The 14436-nt window shown below is 62.3% G+C and carries 15 protein-coding genes; 5 read left to right on the top strand and 10 right to left on the bottom strand.

Annotation, left to right across the window (positions count from 1 at the left end):
* Positions 1–67: 67 nt before the first annotated feature.
* Entirely contained in the window at positions 68–1051 is a 984-nt protein-coding gene (locus KUV86_RS03015) for a TAXI family TRAP transporter solute-binding subunit (RefSeq protein ID WP_206939807.1), read from the bottom strand.
* A gap of 388 nt (positions 1052–1439) precedes the next feature.
* Here KUV86_RS03015 and KUV86_RS03010 point away from each other — a divergent pair, with 388 nt between their 5' ends.
* Positions 1440–2279, top strand: a complete 840-nt coding sequence (locus tag KUV86_RS03010) for a carbon-nitrogen hydrolase family protein (RefSeq protein ID WP_206939808.1) — start codon at positions 1440–1442, stop codon at positions 2277–2279.
* A gap of 97 nt (positions 2280–2376) precedes the next feature.
* Positions 2377–2904, top strand: a complete 528-nt coding sequence (locus tag KUV86_RS03005) for a macro domain-containing protein (protein WP_206939809.1) — start codon at positions 2377–2379, stop codon at positions 2902–2904.
* A gap of 68 nt (positions 2905–2972) precedes the next feature.
* On the opposite strand, the gene KUV86_RS03000 is transcribed toward KUV86_RS03005, so the two are convergent.
* From KUV86_RS03000 to KUV86_RS02990, 3 genes are all read right to left on the bottom strand, one after another.
* Positions 2973–4268 carry a TRAP transporter large permease gene (locus tag KUV86_RS03000; RefSeq protein WP_206939810.1) on the bottom strand — a complete coding sequence of 432 codons (1296 nt, stop codon included), beginning with the start codon at positions 4266–4268 and terminating at the stop codon, positions 2973–2975.
* Positions 4258–4734, bottom strand: a complete 477-nt coding sequence (locus tag KUV86_RS02995) for a TRAP transporter small permease (RefSeq protein WP_222237200.1) — start codon at positions 4732–4734, stop codon at positions 4258–4260. The genes KUV86_RS03000 and KUV86_RS02995 overlap by 11 nt, the downstream gene beginning before the upstream one ends.
* Before the next feature lie 112 nt (positions 4735–4846).
* Complete coding sequence (locus KUV86_RS02990; protein WP_374107036.1) at positions 4847–5878, bottom strand: DctP family TRAP transporter solute-binding subunit; 1032 nt, start codon at positions 5876–5878, stop codon at positions 4847–4849.
* 360 nt (positions 5879–6238) lie between these two features.
* Between KUV86_RS02990 and KUV86_RS02985 the strand changes: the two genes are divergently transcribed.
* Together KUV86_RS02985 and KUV86_RS02980 are read left to right on the top strand one after the other, a co-directional pair.
* Complete coding sequence (locus KUV86_RS02985; RefSeq protein ID WP_222483519.1) at positions 6239–6997, top strand: outer membrane protein OmpK; 759 nt, start codon at positions 6239–6241, stop codon at positions 6995–6997.
* Positions 6998–7084: 87 nt separating this feature from the next.
* Complete coding sequence (locus tag KUV86_RS02980) at positions 7085–7963, top strand: DMT family transporter (RefSeq protein ID WP_206939813.1); 879 nt, start codon at positions 7085–7087, stop codon at positions 7961–7963.
* Here KUV86_RS02980 and KUV86_RS02975 read toward each other — a convergent pair.
* The 6 genes from KUV86_RS02975 to pyk form a co-directional block, all read right to left on the bottom strand.
* Positions 7960–8472, bottom strand: coding sequence for a DUF192 domain-containing protein (locus KUV86_RS02975; RefSeq protein ID WP_206939814.1), 513 nt, complete (start codon positions 8470–8472; stop codon positions 7960–7962). The genes KUV86_RS02980 and KUV86_RS02975 overlap by 4 nt on opposite strands.
* Positions 8473–8484: 12 nt before the next feature.
* Positions 8485–9642, bottom strand: coding sequence for an ABC transporter ATP-binding protein (locus tag KUV86_RS02970; RefSeq protein WP_222483518.1), 1158 nt, complete (start codon positions 9640–9642; stop codon positions 8485–8487).
* A complete protein-coding gene (modB, locus tag KUV86_RS02965; protein ID WP_222483517.1) occupies positions 9639–10310 on the bottom strand; it encodes a molybdate ABC transporter permease subunit in 672 nt (223 codons plus the stop codon). Before modB ends, KUV86_RS02970 begins: the two co-directional genes overlap by 4 nt.
* A 6-nt stretch (positions 10311–10316) precedes the next feature.
* Complete coding sequence (gene modA, locus KUV86_RS02960) at positions 10317–11123, bottom strand: molybdate ABC transporter substrate-binding protein (protein ID WP_222483516.1); 807 nt, start codon at positions 11121–11123, stop codon at positions 10317–10319.
* A gap of 40 nt (positions 11124–11163) precedes the next feature.
* Positions 11164–11886 carry a GntR family transcriptional regulator gene (locus tag KUV86_RS02955; protein ID WP_206939828.1) on the bottom strand — a complete coding sequence of 241 codons (723 nt, stop codon included), beginning with the start codon at positions 11884–11886 and terminating at the stop codon, positions 11164–11166.
* A 179-nt stretch (positions 11887–12065) separates the two neighbouring features.
* On the bottom strand, positions 12066–13541 hold the full coding sequence (pyk, locus tag KUV86_RS02950; protein ID WP_206939830.1) for a pyruvate kinase: 1476 nt from the start codon (positions 13539–13541) through the stop codon (positions 12066–12068).
* A gap of 735 nt (positions 13542–14276) precedes the next feature.
* On the opposite strand from pyk, the gene KUV86_RS02945 reads away from it, so the two are divergent.
* Positions 14277–14435, top strand: a complete 159-nt coding sequence (locus tag KUV86_RS02945) for a hypothetical protein (protein WP_222483515.1) — start codon at positions 14277–14279, stop codon at positions 14433–14435.
* Position 14436: the final 1 nt, after the last annotated feature.

The raw sequence follows: 14436 nt of genomic DNA, 5'->3' as shown, positions 1-14436 counted from the left end.
GCACTGCGCGGCCGCCCACTGGCTGACCGCGCAGAAATGCATCGGATATCCGTGTAACGGTAATCCGTTACTCGATCCAGCCCTGCTCACGATAGTAGCGAGCGGCACCTTCGTGCAGCGGGGCAGACAGGCCATTGGAGACCATGTCCTTCGGATCCAGCGTTTCGAAGGCCGGGTGCAGGCGCTTGAAGCGGTCGAAGTTGTCGAACACTGCCTTGACGGTCTGGTAGACCAGTTCGTCGTCGGCTTCAGCGCTGGTCACGAAGGTGGCCGCGACACCGAAGGTTTCGACGTCCTCGTCGTTGCCCTTGTACAGGCCGCCCGGGATGGTGGACATGGAATAGTAGGGATATTCCTCGACCAGTCCCTTGATGGCGTCATCGTTAAGGGGCACCAGGCGCGCGTCGACCGTGGTGGTGGCTTCCTGGATGGAGCCATTGGGGTGGCCGACCACATAGGCCATGGCATCGATGTTGTTGTCCGCCAGGGCAGAGGCCATTTCGGCCGCGTCCAGCTGGGAAGCCAGGGAGAAGGTGTCTTCGGTCCAGCCCTTGGCGTCCATCACCACTTCCATGGTGTTGCGCTGACCGGAACCCGGATTACCGATGTTGACGCGCTTGCCAGCCAGGTCATCCAGGCTCTCGATGCCGGAATCAGCACGGGCCAGGATCGTCAGCGGCTCACCATGCACCTTGAAGACGGCGCGCAGATCTTCGTAGGCGTCACCTTCGAAGTTGCCAGTGCCGTTGTAGGCCTGATACTGCACATCAGACTGCGCCACACCCATGGTCAACTCGCCGCTGCGAATGCCATTGACGTTGGCCACAGAACCCCCGGTAGAGGGCGCGTTACAGCGAATGTTCGTCTCGTCGCTATTGCGATTAACGAAGCGGCAGACGGACTGCCCAACGACGTAATACACGCCGGTCTGACCACCGGTGCCGATGGTGATGAACTGTTCCTGATCCTGGGCCATGGCCGGGGACGCGAACATGGCAGTTCCCAGAATGGCGCTGGACAGAGCAGCGGCGGAGAAAGCATGGCGCTTCATGGTCACACCTCTTTTGGTATTGTCGACGTTGACAGCATGGAACTCTACCCTGCCCCTCCTGGGCCGGCAAAGCGTCCAATCGTCACTACTTTAGCGGGAAATTCACCTGAAGGGTCCAGGCATATCCATTGTAAAACGAGAGTTTAGCTACCGCTAACGTTTAGTGGGCGTTAATTTTACGACGACCTTTCCTCCTTACCCGACCATCAGCCTGTGACAGGCCCATCCAGCAAAGCCGCCGCGGCTGCCCTGCCACCTTGCATCAGCGTCCATGCAGACACCAGCACTCATCGTGAGCATAGTCGCTGCGGACAAAGGTGCCACACCCATGACTGTCGTCACGCCTGCACGGCAGGTAATCTTGGACATTTCCTGACACGAGAATCCGATGCGACTACTGGCCTGTCAGACCGCAATCCCCACCACCCGGACCCGCAACGAACAGCTCGGCTACCTGACACGGCTCGCGCAAGACCTGCGCCAGGCGGCCCGTCACCATCAACCGGATCTCATCGTGCTGCCGGAACTGTCGTCTCAGGAATACAGCGATGCCGCCTTTGATCACCTAGACCAACTGGACGACGATCTCAAGGGGCCGGTGGTGCAGCTGCATCGAGACCTGGCCTCCGAGCTCGGCTGCTTCATCGCCTTTGGTCTCGCCCGCCGCGCTGCTGATACTCCCGCAGGCTTGAGACGACACATCAGCCAGGTTGTGGTCGGACCAGACGGCGAGATCAGCGCTGTCTATGACAAGTTACATTGCGCGCAATTCGGCGCGAGTGCCGAGGCGGGCCATTTTGTCCCAGGAGACCGCCTGGTCACGTTCGATGTAGCGGGATGGAGGGTCGGCGTCATGATCTGCTATGACCTGCGCTTCGGCGAGCTGGCGGCCCGCTACCGCCAGCAGGGGGTGGACCTGATGCTCCATCCAGTGGCCTTTACTCGCGACTTTTCCTTCGCCAGCTGGCATAGCTTCATCACGACCCGTGCCATGGAGCATCAATGCTACTGGCTGAGCCTCAATCGTGCGGGGGACGACTGGGGGCACTCCACCCTGTGTCCGCCCCTGTTGACGGCCGATATCCCAGCCCAACCATTGAGCCACCAGGAAGGCATCGTCTGCAGGGAGCTGGATCGCCAACAGCTGATGGAGGCACGTGCGCGCCTACCGCTGGCCCGCGACCGCCGCGACGATATCGACCGCCTGCCCGTCCACCCCTTGCCCTAGAAGGCCCTAGCCGCCACTCTTGCGTGAGGCCTTTCGCAATCCCTTCGCCACCCTTTCTCACCCCCCTCTCACCCCCTAGCCACGCCAAGGAGGCCCCATGTCTCACCCGTTGATGGAATGCGTGACCGGCGATATTTCACAGCAGTCAGACGTCGACGCAGTCGTGAACGCCGCCAATGCCCAACTGGAGAGCGGCGGCGGCGTCGCAGGAGCGCTGCACCGAGCGGCGGGACCGGAACTGGCCAAGGCAGGCAGGCCCTTGGCCCCCATCGCCCCGGGCCAGGCTGTGATAACTCCCGGCTTCAACCTGCCTGCGCCCTGGGTCATCCATTGCCTGGGCCCCGTCTACGGCCACGACGAGCCGAGTGCCGAACTGCTGGCCAGCTGCTATCGACAGGCGCTTGCGCTGGCCAGTGAGCAGGGTATCCGCCGCTTGGCGTTTCCCGCCCTGTCCACCGGCATCTTTGGCTATCCGGTCGAGGAAGCCGCAGAGATTGCCATCACTACCGTGCTCAGCGAACTGGCCCGCTACGACAGCATCGACCTGGTGCGCTTCGTGCTGTTCGACGACACCACCCGCGACCTCCACCAGCGTTGGCTCGAGACTCTGACCGATCACCCTTGAGCGGCAACGACAGCCGGTAACGTCCTCGGGCGCTGCTGGCTGCCGCCCCCCCTGCGCTAGACGTTATGCTAGACGTTGTACCCCAGGATCCTGGGCAACCACAGGGCGATCTCAGGGAAAATTGCTACCAACGCCAATGCCGATGCCATGGCCGCGACAAAGATCAGCGCCCAGCCGACGGTCTGTTCGAGTCGTACCTTGGCGACCTCAGTGGTCACCATCAAATTGACCGCCACGGGTGGCGTGAACTGGCCGATGGCAATATTCATGGCCAGCAGAATGCCGAACCAGACAGGGTTCCAGCCAAAGTGCTGCATCACCGGAATCAGGATCGGCATCATGATCAGATAGATCGAAATAGCATCCAGCAACATGCCCGCCGCTAGCACAGCAAGCATGATCAGTACCAGCAGCAAGGCACCGTTGTCAGACAGACCGATGACCCATTCGGCAAGGTGGCGGAAGGTTCCCAGCATGGTGCCTGACCAGGCGAAGATACCCGCCAGCGCGATGATCAGCATGACCACGCCGGACACGATGGCAGCCTCACCCATCAGCCCCCAGAGGTCCTTCAGGGACAGCTCGCGGGTCACCACCAGGCCGACGATGACACCATAGGCGACGGCGACCACCGCAGCCTCGGTGGGGGTAAACAGCCCACTGCGCAGCCCTCCTAGAATGATGACCGGCGCGAACAGCGCGGGCAGCGCCTCCCGAAAGCTCTTGCCGATCGGCGGGCGCTCGACGTCGCGGGGGTCTTCCCAGCCATGGTGGCGCGACAGCCACAGCGCCGGTATCAGTAACGAGGCGCCAGCCAGCACGCCAGGAAACAGACCCGCCGCAAACAGCGCTCGAAGGTCCACCCCAGGCACCACAATGGAGTAGAGAATCAACGCCACCGAAGGCGGAATCAGAATGGCGGTGGAGGCAGATGACGCAATCAAGGTCGCCGAAAACGGTCGTGGATAGCCTGCTCGGGTCATGCTGGGCAGCATCACCATGGCCACAGCGGCAGCATCCGCCGGACCGGAGCCGCTCATGCCTCCCATGATCATGCACACCACCACCGCAACCACCGCCAGCCCACCGTGTCGTGGACCCACCAGGGCCTGCGCGAAGCGCACCAGCCGAGCCGCGACACCGGCGCGCTCGAAGATGAGGCCGGTCAGGATAAACAGCGGAATCGCAATCAGCGGATACTTTGCCACGCTGTTGTAGGTATTGGTGCCCAGGGTCGCCAGCATCGCCGGTGATAGCCCCGTGATAATGCCTACGGCGCCAGACAGGCCGAGCGAGAACGCCACCGGCACCCCGGCCACCAGCAGCAGCAGAAAGGCCGCCAGCATCCAAAGATCAGGTGTCATCGCGACTCTCCCTTCGCAGGCGCTCGACGCAGGCTTGAACCTGGCGCAGCAGCATCAGGGCAGACAATAGCGGCAGCCAAATCAGGTACCACCACTGCGGCAAACCAAGCCCAGGAGACAGGGACTGCCACTGGTACTCCTGCCAGGTCATCACTCCGCTGAACCAGGTGATCATGCCTAGCACGACCACTCCGCAGCATCCCTGGAACAGGATCAGCACACGTTGACCTGCTGCTGGCAGCTTGCGCTCCAGCAGCCCGATACGAATATGGCGATGGCGTCGCAACGCCACGGATGCGCCGGCAAAGGTCAGAATCACCAGCAAGAAGACAGAAAACTCCTCGGTAAACGCAAAGGAGCCTCCCGTGATGTAGCGCACTACCACGTTGACCAGGCTGATCACGCCAATGATCAGGATCGCCAGGGTAGCGAGGATACGCTCGAGTCGAGCATCAGGACGTTTCATTGGAACGGTACGTCGGTCGGGGTGAGGACAACGCCGGCCCTCCCGCAGGATAGGCCGGCATGGCAGTCCACCTGTCACACCAGCGGCGCGACAAGGGACAGCGGAGGAGGCTTCAGCGAGACTCGATGGCGCTGCGGGCAGCGTCCACCAGGTCCTCCCCAATCCTCGGCACCCACTTGTCGTAGACGCTTTCCGTCGCGGTAACGAAGGCCTGATGCTGGTCGTCGGTCAGGTCGGTGACGGTGACACCACGCTCCTGAATGGCCGCCAGACGCTCGCTCTCCTGCTCCCGGGTCATCGCCACTTCCCAGGCTCCAGCCTCCACCGCGGTGTCCCTCAGCAGCGCTTTTTCGTCATCTGACAGGGTGCCCCAGACTTGCTGGTTGGCAGCAAAGATCAGCGGATCATTCATGTAATTCCACAGCGTCACATGCTCTTGGCCCACCTGGTCGATACGCGCCACATCAAACACCGACAGCGGGTTCTCCTGACCGTCTACCGCCCCCGTGGTCAGGGCAGGCTTGGCGTCCGCCCAGCTCATCTGCGTCGGGTTGGCGCCCAGGGCAGTGAAGGTGTCCTGGAACAGCGGCGATCCGACCACGCGGATCTTCAAGCCCTCGAGATCACCCGGTTCGTCAATGACACCGCGAGAGTTGGACAGCTGACGAAAGCCATTCTCCCCCCATGCCAGGGGCACCACACCACGGGACTCGATCGCCTGGAACACCAGCTCGCCTGCCTCTCCGGTGGTCACGGCATCGACCGCTTGCTCATCCGGCATCAGAAACGGCAACGAGAACAGGTTGAGTTCAGGCACCTGGGGCGACCAGTTGATGGTCGAGCCAACGGCCAGATCGATCAGGCCGGAGCGCATGGCGGAAAACTCACGGGTCTGGTCACCGCTGACCAGCTGGGAGTTGGGGAAGACCCGCAGCGTCAGCTCGCCATCGGATCGTTCCTCCACCAGGTCGGCCCATTTCTGCGCCGCCTGGCCCCAGGGGAAGGCATCGGATAGCACCGTGGAGACCTTGAGCTCACGCGCCTCGGCATCCGCCGAGACACCCAGACTACCAAGCACCAGAGCGGCGCCAACCAAGGTGAGGGAACAACGAGCGGGCGCTCGAAGGCCAAACAGAGAAGACATGACGTGTCCTTGCGTTGATGCTCCCTTGGCGGCACGCGGCAAGCGCGGAGACGCGACAGCTCGGCCGACTGGGAGTCGATTATGGAGATAGGCGAACAACATGGGTCCTGACCGCTGTTCAATATGCCTGCAAACCATAATCCACCACAAGAGGAAAGCCTTCGGTCTCGCACCGGCATGAGCGGAAACGGAGAGGCAGCCACCTCCTTCACCCACCTCGAACATGCACACATCTTCCTGCCAAAAATGTATACAAACTCATTGACCTGTCGCTGGCCATCGGAAAAGCTGATCTAGGTGTTTACGGAAATATTTTCCATTAGATGCATGACGACAACCACAATGACAACGAGGACTCTCATGCGACAGCTGCCCTATTGCCTTGCCGCCTTGACGGCAACCGCGCTGAGCCTTCCGGCTCAGGCCGCTCTCTATAGCACGACCAAGGTCGAAGCCCTCTATGGCTGGGACTATGAGGACCAGGCCGATGCCGGCTTCGGTATCGACAACCGCCGCCACGGTATCCTGACGATCGCCAATGCGAGCGGCTGGACCTATGCCGACAGCTTCTTCTTCGCCGACTTCACCAACTACGACCGAGGCACCGAGGAAGAACAGGACTACGGCAGCACCCATGCGGAATTCAACGTGAGGGGAAACATCGGCAAGGTGCTCGGACAGGATCTGTCCTTCGGCCCAGTGAGCAACGTTTACCTGAACGGCCAGATCGACCTGGACCGCAACTCCGCCACCCGCAAGACCACTCATATGGTGGGGCTTGGCGTGGATCTCGACGTGCCGGGCTTTCGCTTCTTCAAGGTACAGGCCATGTATCGCGACGATGACAACGACAAGGCCGACGGCAGTTCGGAGCAACTGACGCTGGCCTGGAACCGACCATTTCAGCTGTGGCACGAGAACTTCAGCTTCGAAGGGTTCATGGACATCACCTCCGAGGAAGGTGACCTGGAGTCCCAGGTGCTGGCACAGCCTCAGCTGATCTGGCACGCCACCGAGCATGTCGGCCTGGGTCTCGAATACCAATACTGGCACAACAAGTTCGGCCTGAAGGACACCGACGAATCCCTGCCGCAGGCACTGGTACGCTGGACCTTCTAGGCATCTGCTGGGCTTCCCCCGTCATCGCCCCCTTCGGCCGGACGGGGGGCTCTGCTATCCTGCTGGCTTTGCCAACAAGGATTCCCAGTGCCTCTACGTGACCTTCTTCTCGGGCTCTGCGTCATCGTCATCTGGGCGTTGAACATCATCGTCATCAAGCTTGGAGTCACCGACATGCCTCCTCTGCTGCTGACCACCCTGAGACTGGCACTGGTCGCCGCCCTGCTGGTGCCCTTTCATCCGGTGTCACGACACCAATTGCCCTTCCTGCTGCTACTGTCCGTCACCTTCGGGGTAATGAACTTTGCCCTGCTGATCATTGGCCTGTCCCAAGCGGAAGCCGGTACCGGCGCCCTGCTGGTACAGATGGGCACGCCCTTCGCCACGCTACTGGCCGTGATCTTCCTGAAAGAACGCCTGGGCATCAAACGTCTGGTGGGCCTGCTGCTGTCCTTCGGCGGGATTGCGGTATTGGCGGGCGGCCCCAGCCTGCCCGCGCCGCTGCCAACAGCGTTGCTGTTGCTCAGCGCACTGGGCTGGGCCGTCTCGCAGCTGCTGATCAAGCTGGGACCTTCGGTGTCGCCCATGGCGATGGCTGGCTGGATTGCCCTGTTTGCCACTCCCCAGCTGGCCTTGGCCTCCTGGTGGTTCGAGGACCATCACCTGCAGGCGATGCTGGACGCCGGGGTCAAGGGATGGGGCGCGGTGCTCTACACCGCGTTGATGTCATCCATCCTGGCATACGGCATCTGGTTTGGGCTGGTCAGACGTCACGCCGTCAACCGCGTGGTACCACTGACCTTGCTGGTACCGGTGCTGGCGGTGGTGCTGGGCATCCTGCTGCTGGACGATAGCGTCGACCCCTTCAAGCTAGGCGGCGGCGGTATGGTCGTGGCCGGGGTCGCCCTGATCGTCATCCGCTTCACACCGCGCCGCGAGGCGGACAGCCGCACGTCAACCACCTAGCCCTGGCAGGTTCCCTCACTCCCCGGCCAGCTGACGCAGTCGCCGGGGCCAACGCCCAGGGCATCAAAGGTGCCAGCCCGAACTTCCAGCGCCGCATGATATCGCTCGGCGGGACGCGTGGTCGGGCAACCCGAGGCGCTTCCCTCGCAGGGGTCCATGCGACGCACTTCCTGAATTCGGCCATCGGCACCAATGAAGGCAATATCCAACGGCAGCAGGGTTTGATACATCCAGAAGCCGTTGTGCACGCCCTGGGGGCTTTGGTAGAGGAACAGCATGCCGGCATCGTCTGCCAGCTGCTCCCGGCCCATCAAGCCCTGATTGCGCTCCTTTGCATCGTCAGCCACTTCTACCGTGAATCGGGTCGGGCCCTGGGCCCCATGGATCACCAGGGTCACCGTCTCCAGACCTGGCGCATTGGCAAGAGCCTGTGACAGCAACCCGGTGGAGGACAGGGCCACCGGCGTCAACGCCAGCGACGCCAGGAAACGACGGCGGGAAAGAGTCATGCAGGCCTCCAATCAAGGGCTATCGTCATCGCGTGAGGATGGCAGCATATCTGCTTGCATGACATGGATACCAGCGGCAAGCAGCGACACCCTGACCCAGCCGCCCTTCACCAGACCATTGCGGCGCGCCGCATGGGTCGCGATGTCGAAGCGCAATGGCTGCGGTTCATGAGGGACCCTGAGGGTGACCGAGCTCTGCCCTCCCAACACCAGCAGCTCGTCGACCCGGGCTGTCACCAGGTTTTCGCGAATGCCGCGGGAGGGACGATCACTTCGTTGCAGCACAATATCAGATGCCGGCAGATACCAGGTCAGGTGACTGCCCACCGGATAGGCGTCCAGCCCCTGAGCCACTTCAAGACACCACTCACCCCAGCTGAGCCTGAGCCCTTGGGAGGTCGCCACCACGCGCCCCGAAAACACATTGGGGCGATCGAGCAGCCTGGCTACGGCTGGGCTGGCTGGCCGCCGAAACAGTGCTTCAGGCGCCCCCTGCTGCAAGGAGCGTCCCGCATGGAGGACACACAGGCGATCCGCCAGCGCGCTGGCTTCATTGAGATCATGGGTGACCAGCACGATAGGAATGCTGAGCCGCTCGCGCAGTTGCACCAGCTCGCGCTGCAAGCGCCGACGAGTGACCTGATCGACCGCCGAAAACGGCTCATCGAGCAGCAGCACCTTGGGCTCCCGAGCCAAGGCCCTGGCCAGCGCCACACGCTGGCGTTGGCCGCCGGACAGCTGCCGCGGCAAACGCCGCTCCAACCCCTCGAGATTGACCCTTTCCAGCCAGTCAGCGGCTCGACGTCGGCGCTCGCTGCGTGGCAGGTGCCCCATGGCGGTGGCAATGTTGTCCGCTGCATCAAGGTGAGGAAACAGGGCATAGTCCTGAAACACCATCCCCACTCGCCGTTGCTGGGGCGACCAGTCATGGCCTTGATCAGCGTCGTACCAGGTCTCCTGCCCGCAGCTGACCCGGCCACGGGCGGGAGCGTAGAGTCCGGCGATGGCTCTGAGCAGGGTCGATTTGCCGCTGCCCGAGGGACCTACCAGGGCCAGTAGCTCGCCCGGCCGGCAGTGGAATTCGGCATCCAGCGGAATCGGTCCGGGCTGGGACAGCTTGACCACCAGCCCTTCCCCTTGCTGGCCCGCCGGACGCTCAGCCAACGTCATCGCTCAGCCTGCCAGCGATGACGCGCAGACAGCCCATAGACCACTGCGATGGTAATGAACGAGATCGCCAACAGCAGCGCGGACATCCAGCCTGCGGCGGACTCATCGAAGGCCTGCACATGGTCGTAGATAGAAATAGCCAAGGTACGCGTTTCCCCGTCGATCGCCCCTCCCACCATCAGGATGACCCCGAATTCACCGAGAGTATGTGCAAAGGTCAGCGCCAGGGCCGACACCACCCCCGGCATCACCAGCGGCAGCTCGATGGACAGGAAGGTACGCCATGGCGATAGACCGCTGCACCAGGCGGCCTCTCTCAGATGATCCGGTAACGCTTCGAAGGCGCGCTGGATGGGCTGCACGGCAAACGGAATATTGACGATCAGCGAGGCTAGCAGAATACCGCTGAAGGAGAAGTTCAAGCTGGTCCCGGTCAATCTCTGCCAAACGCCGCCCAGGGGAGCATCAGCACTGAAGGCCAGCATGAGATAGAACCCCATCACGGTGGGAGGCATGACCAGCGGCAACGCGATCAGTGACTCTGGCAGTACTTTCCAGCGAGTGCGGCTCTGCGCCAGGCGTCGCCCCAGCCAGAGCGCTGGAAGCAACAGCCCCGCACTGGTCAGCACGGCCAACTTGAGGGAAACGATCAGCGCCGGTGCATCCATGGGCCATCACCTACCATCAGCCGGTGAGCCGAACCCCTCGGCTTCAAGCACGGAGATGGCCTCAGCACTTTGCAGGAACTGATAGAACGCGGTAGCACCCGGCCCCGCCTCCTTGAGCAGCACCATTCGCTGCACGATGGGAGCGTGCCAGGAGGCGGGTATCAAGCGCCAACCGGCACGCTTGGCCAGTGCCGGCGCCTTGACCATAGAGTAGGCGGCGAAGCCTCCTTGAGCCTCCGCCGAAAGCGCGAACTGGGCAGCCTGGGCGACGTTTTCTCCCATCAGTCGCAGCGGCTCGCTGGCGTCCCACAACCCCTCGCGAGTGAGTACCTGCTGTGCAGCCATGCCGTAGGGAGCATGGCGCGGATTGGCCATCGCAATACGCCGTACAGCGTCACCGCGTTGGCGCGCCTCGATGGCCTGACGCACTCCCGCCAACGGCGCCTGTTTAGAGGGCAGCGGGTGATCGGCGCGCTGCAGCCAGACCAGACGCCCATGGGCATACACCTGGCCTGGCTGCTCGGCGAACCCTGACTGCTCCAGCTCCAGCGCCCGGCGTTCGTCAGCCGACAGAAATAGTGAGAAGGGAGCCCCCTGCTCGATCTGGCGCTTGAGATTCCCGGAGGCGCCGTAGGTCACCACGACCTGCACAGGCTCTGCGGGATCGGCATCCGCCCTCTCGGCAAATCTCTCCACCAGTCGCGGCATGACGAATTGCAGAGATGACGCCGCAGCGACATTGACCCGCTCCGCCAGCGCAGGAGGGGCGAAGGCGCAGAGCAGCAAGGACAAGGCGGTCAGGATAGCGCGCATGGTGCAGAAGACTCACGTGGCAGTAGGGTCAAGCGATGACTCAGGCATCCCCGGCAAGTATCGACCTGAGATCGATGCGGCTGTCTCTCGGGCCGAGATCCAGCAACGACTGAAGGCTATCCAGGTGGAGCTCGACATCGCGGCGGCAGGCCTCGCCATCGCCCTCACGCAGATGGCTCAGCAGCCGCGTGTGATCGCCCTCCAGGTAGCAGCTGCCGACGCCCTGCCGCTTGTACAGGGCAATGACGATCGATGTCCGCAGGATCAGATCTGTCAGCATCGCCCCCAGTACCCGATTGGGAGAATGCTCCGCCAGCAGGTGATGAATCGCCAAGGAATGTTCGATCCGCGTCGGTTCGTCACTGGCAAGAAACGCCTCCCGCTCCCGGTCGATACGGTCCTCAAGCTGGACCAGCGCCGGAGCCTCCAGTGTGCCGGCGGTCAGCGCAGCCACCTCACCCTCGACCAATCGGCGCGCCGCAAAGGTCTGCCGCGTCTCGTCCACATCCGGCGCTCTGACTCGGGCCACTTGGTTGGGGCGCTGATCTACCACGTGTTCTGAGGCCAACCGCGTCAACGCCTTGCGCACCACCGAACGACTGACACCAAATACGTCGCCCAATGTCACCTCAGGCAGGCGGGTCCCCGGAGGCAGCCGTTGGGTCAACACCGCTCGGCGCACCTGGCGCACGATATCGCCATCACTGATCCGTCCACCGGACTTGATCTCGGCCATCACCTCTTGCTGCCAGGCGTTGCTCATTGCTGCCTACCCATTATCGCGGAAAGCTTGACCTTCTCATGTTTTCCCCTATTGCACCACAGAAGAGGCATGTCATGTATACACCGGAAGAGGCAGATCAGACGACAGCGCCCGGTCCATACGGACCGGGCGCCATCCTGACTCGACAATGATCTCGAGTATTACCTAGCAAGCGGCCATCAGCTGCTGACATGCCCCTCGTTGACGTCGAGAATCTTGAGGGTGTTGGTGCCACCATGAGCATTCATGTGGTCGCCGCGGGTCAGGATGACGTGGTCGCCAGGAGCCGCCACGCCATGCTTGACCAGCCGCTCGAGGGCTCGATCATTGAGCTCCGCTGCGGTCATGTCACTGGTATCGAAGGGCAGTGAAATGACGCCGCGATACAGCGCCATACGACGCTGGGCGATCGGGTTGTGCGCCAGACCGACGATGGGCAGACCTGAACGAATGCGCGAGGCGATCAACGGCGTGTAGCCGGTGGACGTCATGCAGGCAATCGCCGCCACTCCGGACAAGTGGTTGGCCGCATACATGGCAGACAGGGCGATGGTTTCATCGATCCGCTCGAAGCCTTCATGGATGCGGTGGCCGGATTCCTGAGCGATGCGCTCACGTTCAGCACCAAGACAGACACGGTGCATGGCCTCGATCGTCTCGACCGGATAGTCCCCTGCCGCCGTTTCGGCGGAGAGCATGACCGCATCGGTGGCATCCAGCACCGCGTTGGCCACGTCGAAGACCTCTGCGCGCGTCGGCAACGGCGACTCGATCATCGACTCCATCATCTGTGTCGCAGTGATCACGGCGCGGTTATGGCTACGCGCATGCTTGATGATGCGCTTCTGGGTGCCGATCAGCTTTTCGTCACCGATTTCCACCCCAAGGTCACCACGGGCCACCATGACCGCCTCGCTGGCCTCGATAATGCCGTCCAGGGTCTCGTCATTCGCCACCGCCTCGGCACGCTCAAGCTTGGCGACCAGCCCGATCTCGGCGCCGGCGTCACCCAACAGGCGACGCGCCTCGAGCATGTCCTCTGCGGTCCGTGGGAACGACACGGCCAGGTAATCCACGCCGATATCGATGGCCGTCTTGAGGTCCTGCTTGTCCTTGTCAGTAAGCGCCGGCGCCGACAGCCCGCCGCCCTGCTTGTTGATGCCCTTGTTGTTGGACAACTTGCCGCCCACGACAACCTGGGTGTGGATCTGGCTACCCTCGACACGCTGAACATCCAGCACGACGCGGCCATCGTCCAGTAGCAGGCGATCACCCGAAGCAACGTCCTCAGCCAGCTCCTTGTAATCGCAGCCAACCCGGGCAGCGTCGCCGGACTGAGCATCCAGCGCCACATCGATCACGAAGCTCGCACCCTCTTCCAGGGTGACGGCACCATCGGCGAAACGGGCGATGCGAATCTTGGGCCCCTGCAGATCGCCCAGTGCCGCGACACTGCGCCCAAGCTTGTCGGCAATCGCTCTAACTTCCGTCAGTCGACGGCGGTGATCGTCGGCGCTGCCATGGGAAAAGTTGAGGCGAACCACGTCGACCCCCGCTCGCAGCATCTCTTCCAGGACCCCCTCACGATCACTGGCGGGCCCGAGGGTGGCAACGATCTTGGTACGACGTACGGGGGTATGCGGGAATTGGCTCATGCTGTCCTCGACGGGTTCGAAAATGACGCAAGCAGGTCGGGCGGATCATCACAGAACGTGACGCGCGACCGAGTTCTGTAATTTTACTACAAGGAATATGTCAAAGCGACTACCGCCGCCGACAGGCGACTCCATCTCGCCAACCCTTTGTTGAAAATCAACAAATACTGACGACGGCTAGATCAAAAGGGTAGTGCAACGGCTCCGCGTCTGGGCTATTCCCTCTGGCAAAGGCACCATCCTGTAATTTAACTACAGATAAACAACCGACCACCGGCAGACAATCCATGTGCATGCCCGGTCAGAAGGTGTGTTCACGACAGTCTAACTAGCTCTGCGCGAGAGTCTCAAATCACGAAGGGGGCCCAGCCATTCACCGAGGGCTCTTCTGTAGGGCGATTCTATACCGCCAGGCCTCGGTGGCTCCTCTGTATAGCCAGGCCTCGGTGGCTCCTCTATACAGCCAGGCATCGGTGGCTCCTCTATACAGCCAGGCACCGGTGGCTCCTCTATACAGCCAGGCCTCACACGTTCAGCTCTGGCATCCTCAGGCTGCCTGGAGTGAAGCGATCCGGCAAGCCCCTCTGAATAGGCACTCAGGAGCACCAAAAAGGCCCACCGACAGGCACACAATGGAGGGGGACCCCGTCGGCGAGCAAGGGTCGCAGGCGCGACCCAGCAGGCAATAGCGGTGCACGACTTGCCAGGAATGCGGTAGAACTCTCCAGGAGGTCCATGGATGCTGTAGAGATGTCCAGCTGCTTCCCCGGCAACGTCTTGAGTCAGCGTGGCGCTGCCCCAGGACGTATCGACAACGCCATCACCTGCTTGGCAGGGAGCAGTCACGCCCCTGTCATTTCCAAGCGTCAGCCGTGGTACCACGGCCTCGGCTGAC

Origin of the sequence: Halomonas sp. DP8Y7-3 (assembly GCF_019801675.1) — a bacterium.
GTDB classification, from domain to species: domain Bacteria; phylum Pseudomonadota; class Gammaproteobacteria; order Pseudomonadales; family Halomonadaceae; genus Halomonas; species Halomonas litopenaei_A.
Note: the sequence above shows the minus strand (reverse complement) of the source record. Positions and strands in the feature narration are given on the sequence as shown.

Excerpts from the sequence above, each read along its gene's own strand:
- KUV86_RS03015 (WP_206939807.1), bottom strand. The coding sequence starts at position 1,051 with ATGAAGCGCCATGCTTTCTCCGCCGCTGCTCTGTCCAGCGCCATTCTG.
- KUV86_RS03010 (WP_206939808.1), top strand. The coding sequence starts at position 1,440 with ATGCGACTACTGGCCTGTCAGACCGCAATCCCCACCACCCGGACCCGC.
- KUV86_RS03005 (WP_206939809.1), top strand. The coding sequence starts at position 2,377 with ATGTCTCACCCGTTGATGGAATGCGTGACCGGCGATATTTCACAGCAG.
- KUV86_RS03000 (WP_206939810.1), bottom strand. The coding sequence starts at position 4,268 with ATGACACCTGATCTTTGGATGCTGGCGGCCTTTCTGCTGCTGCTGGTG.
- KUV86_RS02995 (WP_222237200.1), bottom strand. The coding sequence starts at position 4,734 with ATGAAACGTCCTGATGCTCGACTCGAGCGTATCCTCGCTACCCTGGCG.
- KUV86_RS02990 (WP_374107036.1), bottom strand. The coding sequence starts at position 5,878 with ATGTCTTCTCTGTTTGGCCTTCGAGCGCCCGCTCGTTGTTCCCTCACC.
- KUV86_RS02985 (WP_222483519.1), top strand. The coding sequence starts at position 6,239 with ATGCGACAGCTGCCCTATTGCCTTGCCGCCTTGACGGCAACCGCGCTG.
- KUV86_RS02975 (WP_206939814.1), bottom strand. The coding sequence starts at position 8,472 with ATGACTCTTTCCCGCCGTCGTTTCCTGGCGTCGCTGGCGTTGACGCCG.
- KUV86_RS02970 (WP_222483518.1), bottom strand. The coding sequence starts at position 9,642 with ATGACGTTGGCTGAGCGTCCGGCGGGCCAGCAAGGGGAAGGGCTGGTG.
- modB (WP_222483517.1), bottom strand. The coding sequence starts at position 10,310 with ATGGATGCACCGGCGCTGATCGTTTCCCTCAAGTTGGCCGTGCTGACC.
- modA (WP_222483516.1), bottom strand. The coding sequence starts at position 11,123 with ATGCGCGCTATCCTGACCGCCTTGTCCTTGCTGCTCTGCGCCTTCGCC.
- KUV86_RS02955 (WP_206939828.1), bottom strand. The coding sequence starts at position 11,886 with ATGAGCAACGCCTGGCAGCAAGAGGTGATGGCCGAGATCAAGTCCGGT.
- pyk (WP_206939830.1), bottom strand. The coding sequence starts at position 13,541 with ATGAGCCAATTCCCGCATACCCCCGTACGTCGTACCAAGATCGTTGCC.
- KUV86_RS02945 (WP_222483515.1), top strand. The coding sequence starts at position 14,277 with ATGGATGCTGTAGAGATGTCCAGCTGCTTCCCCGGCAACGTCTTGAGT.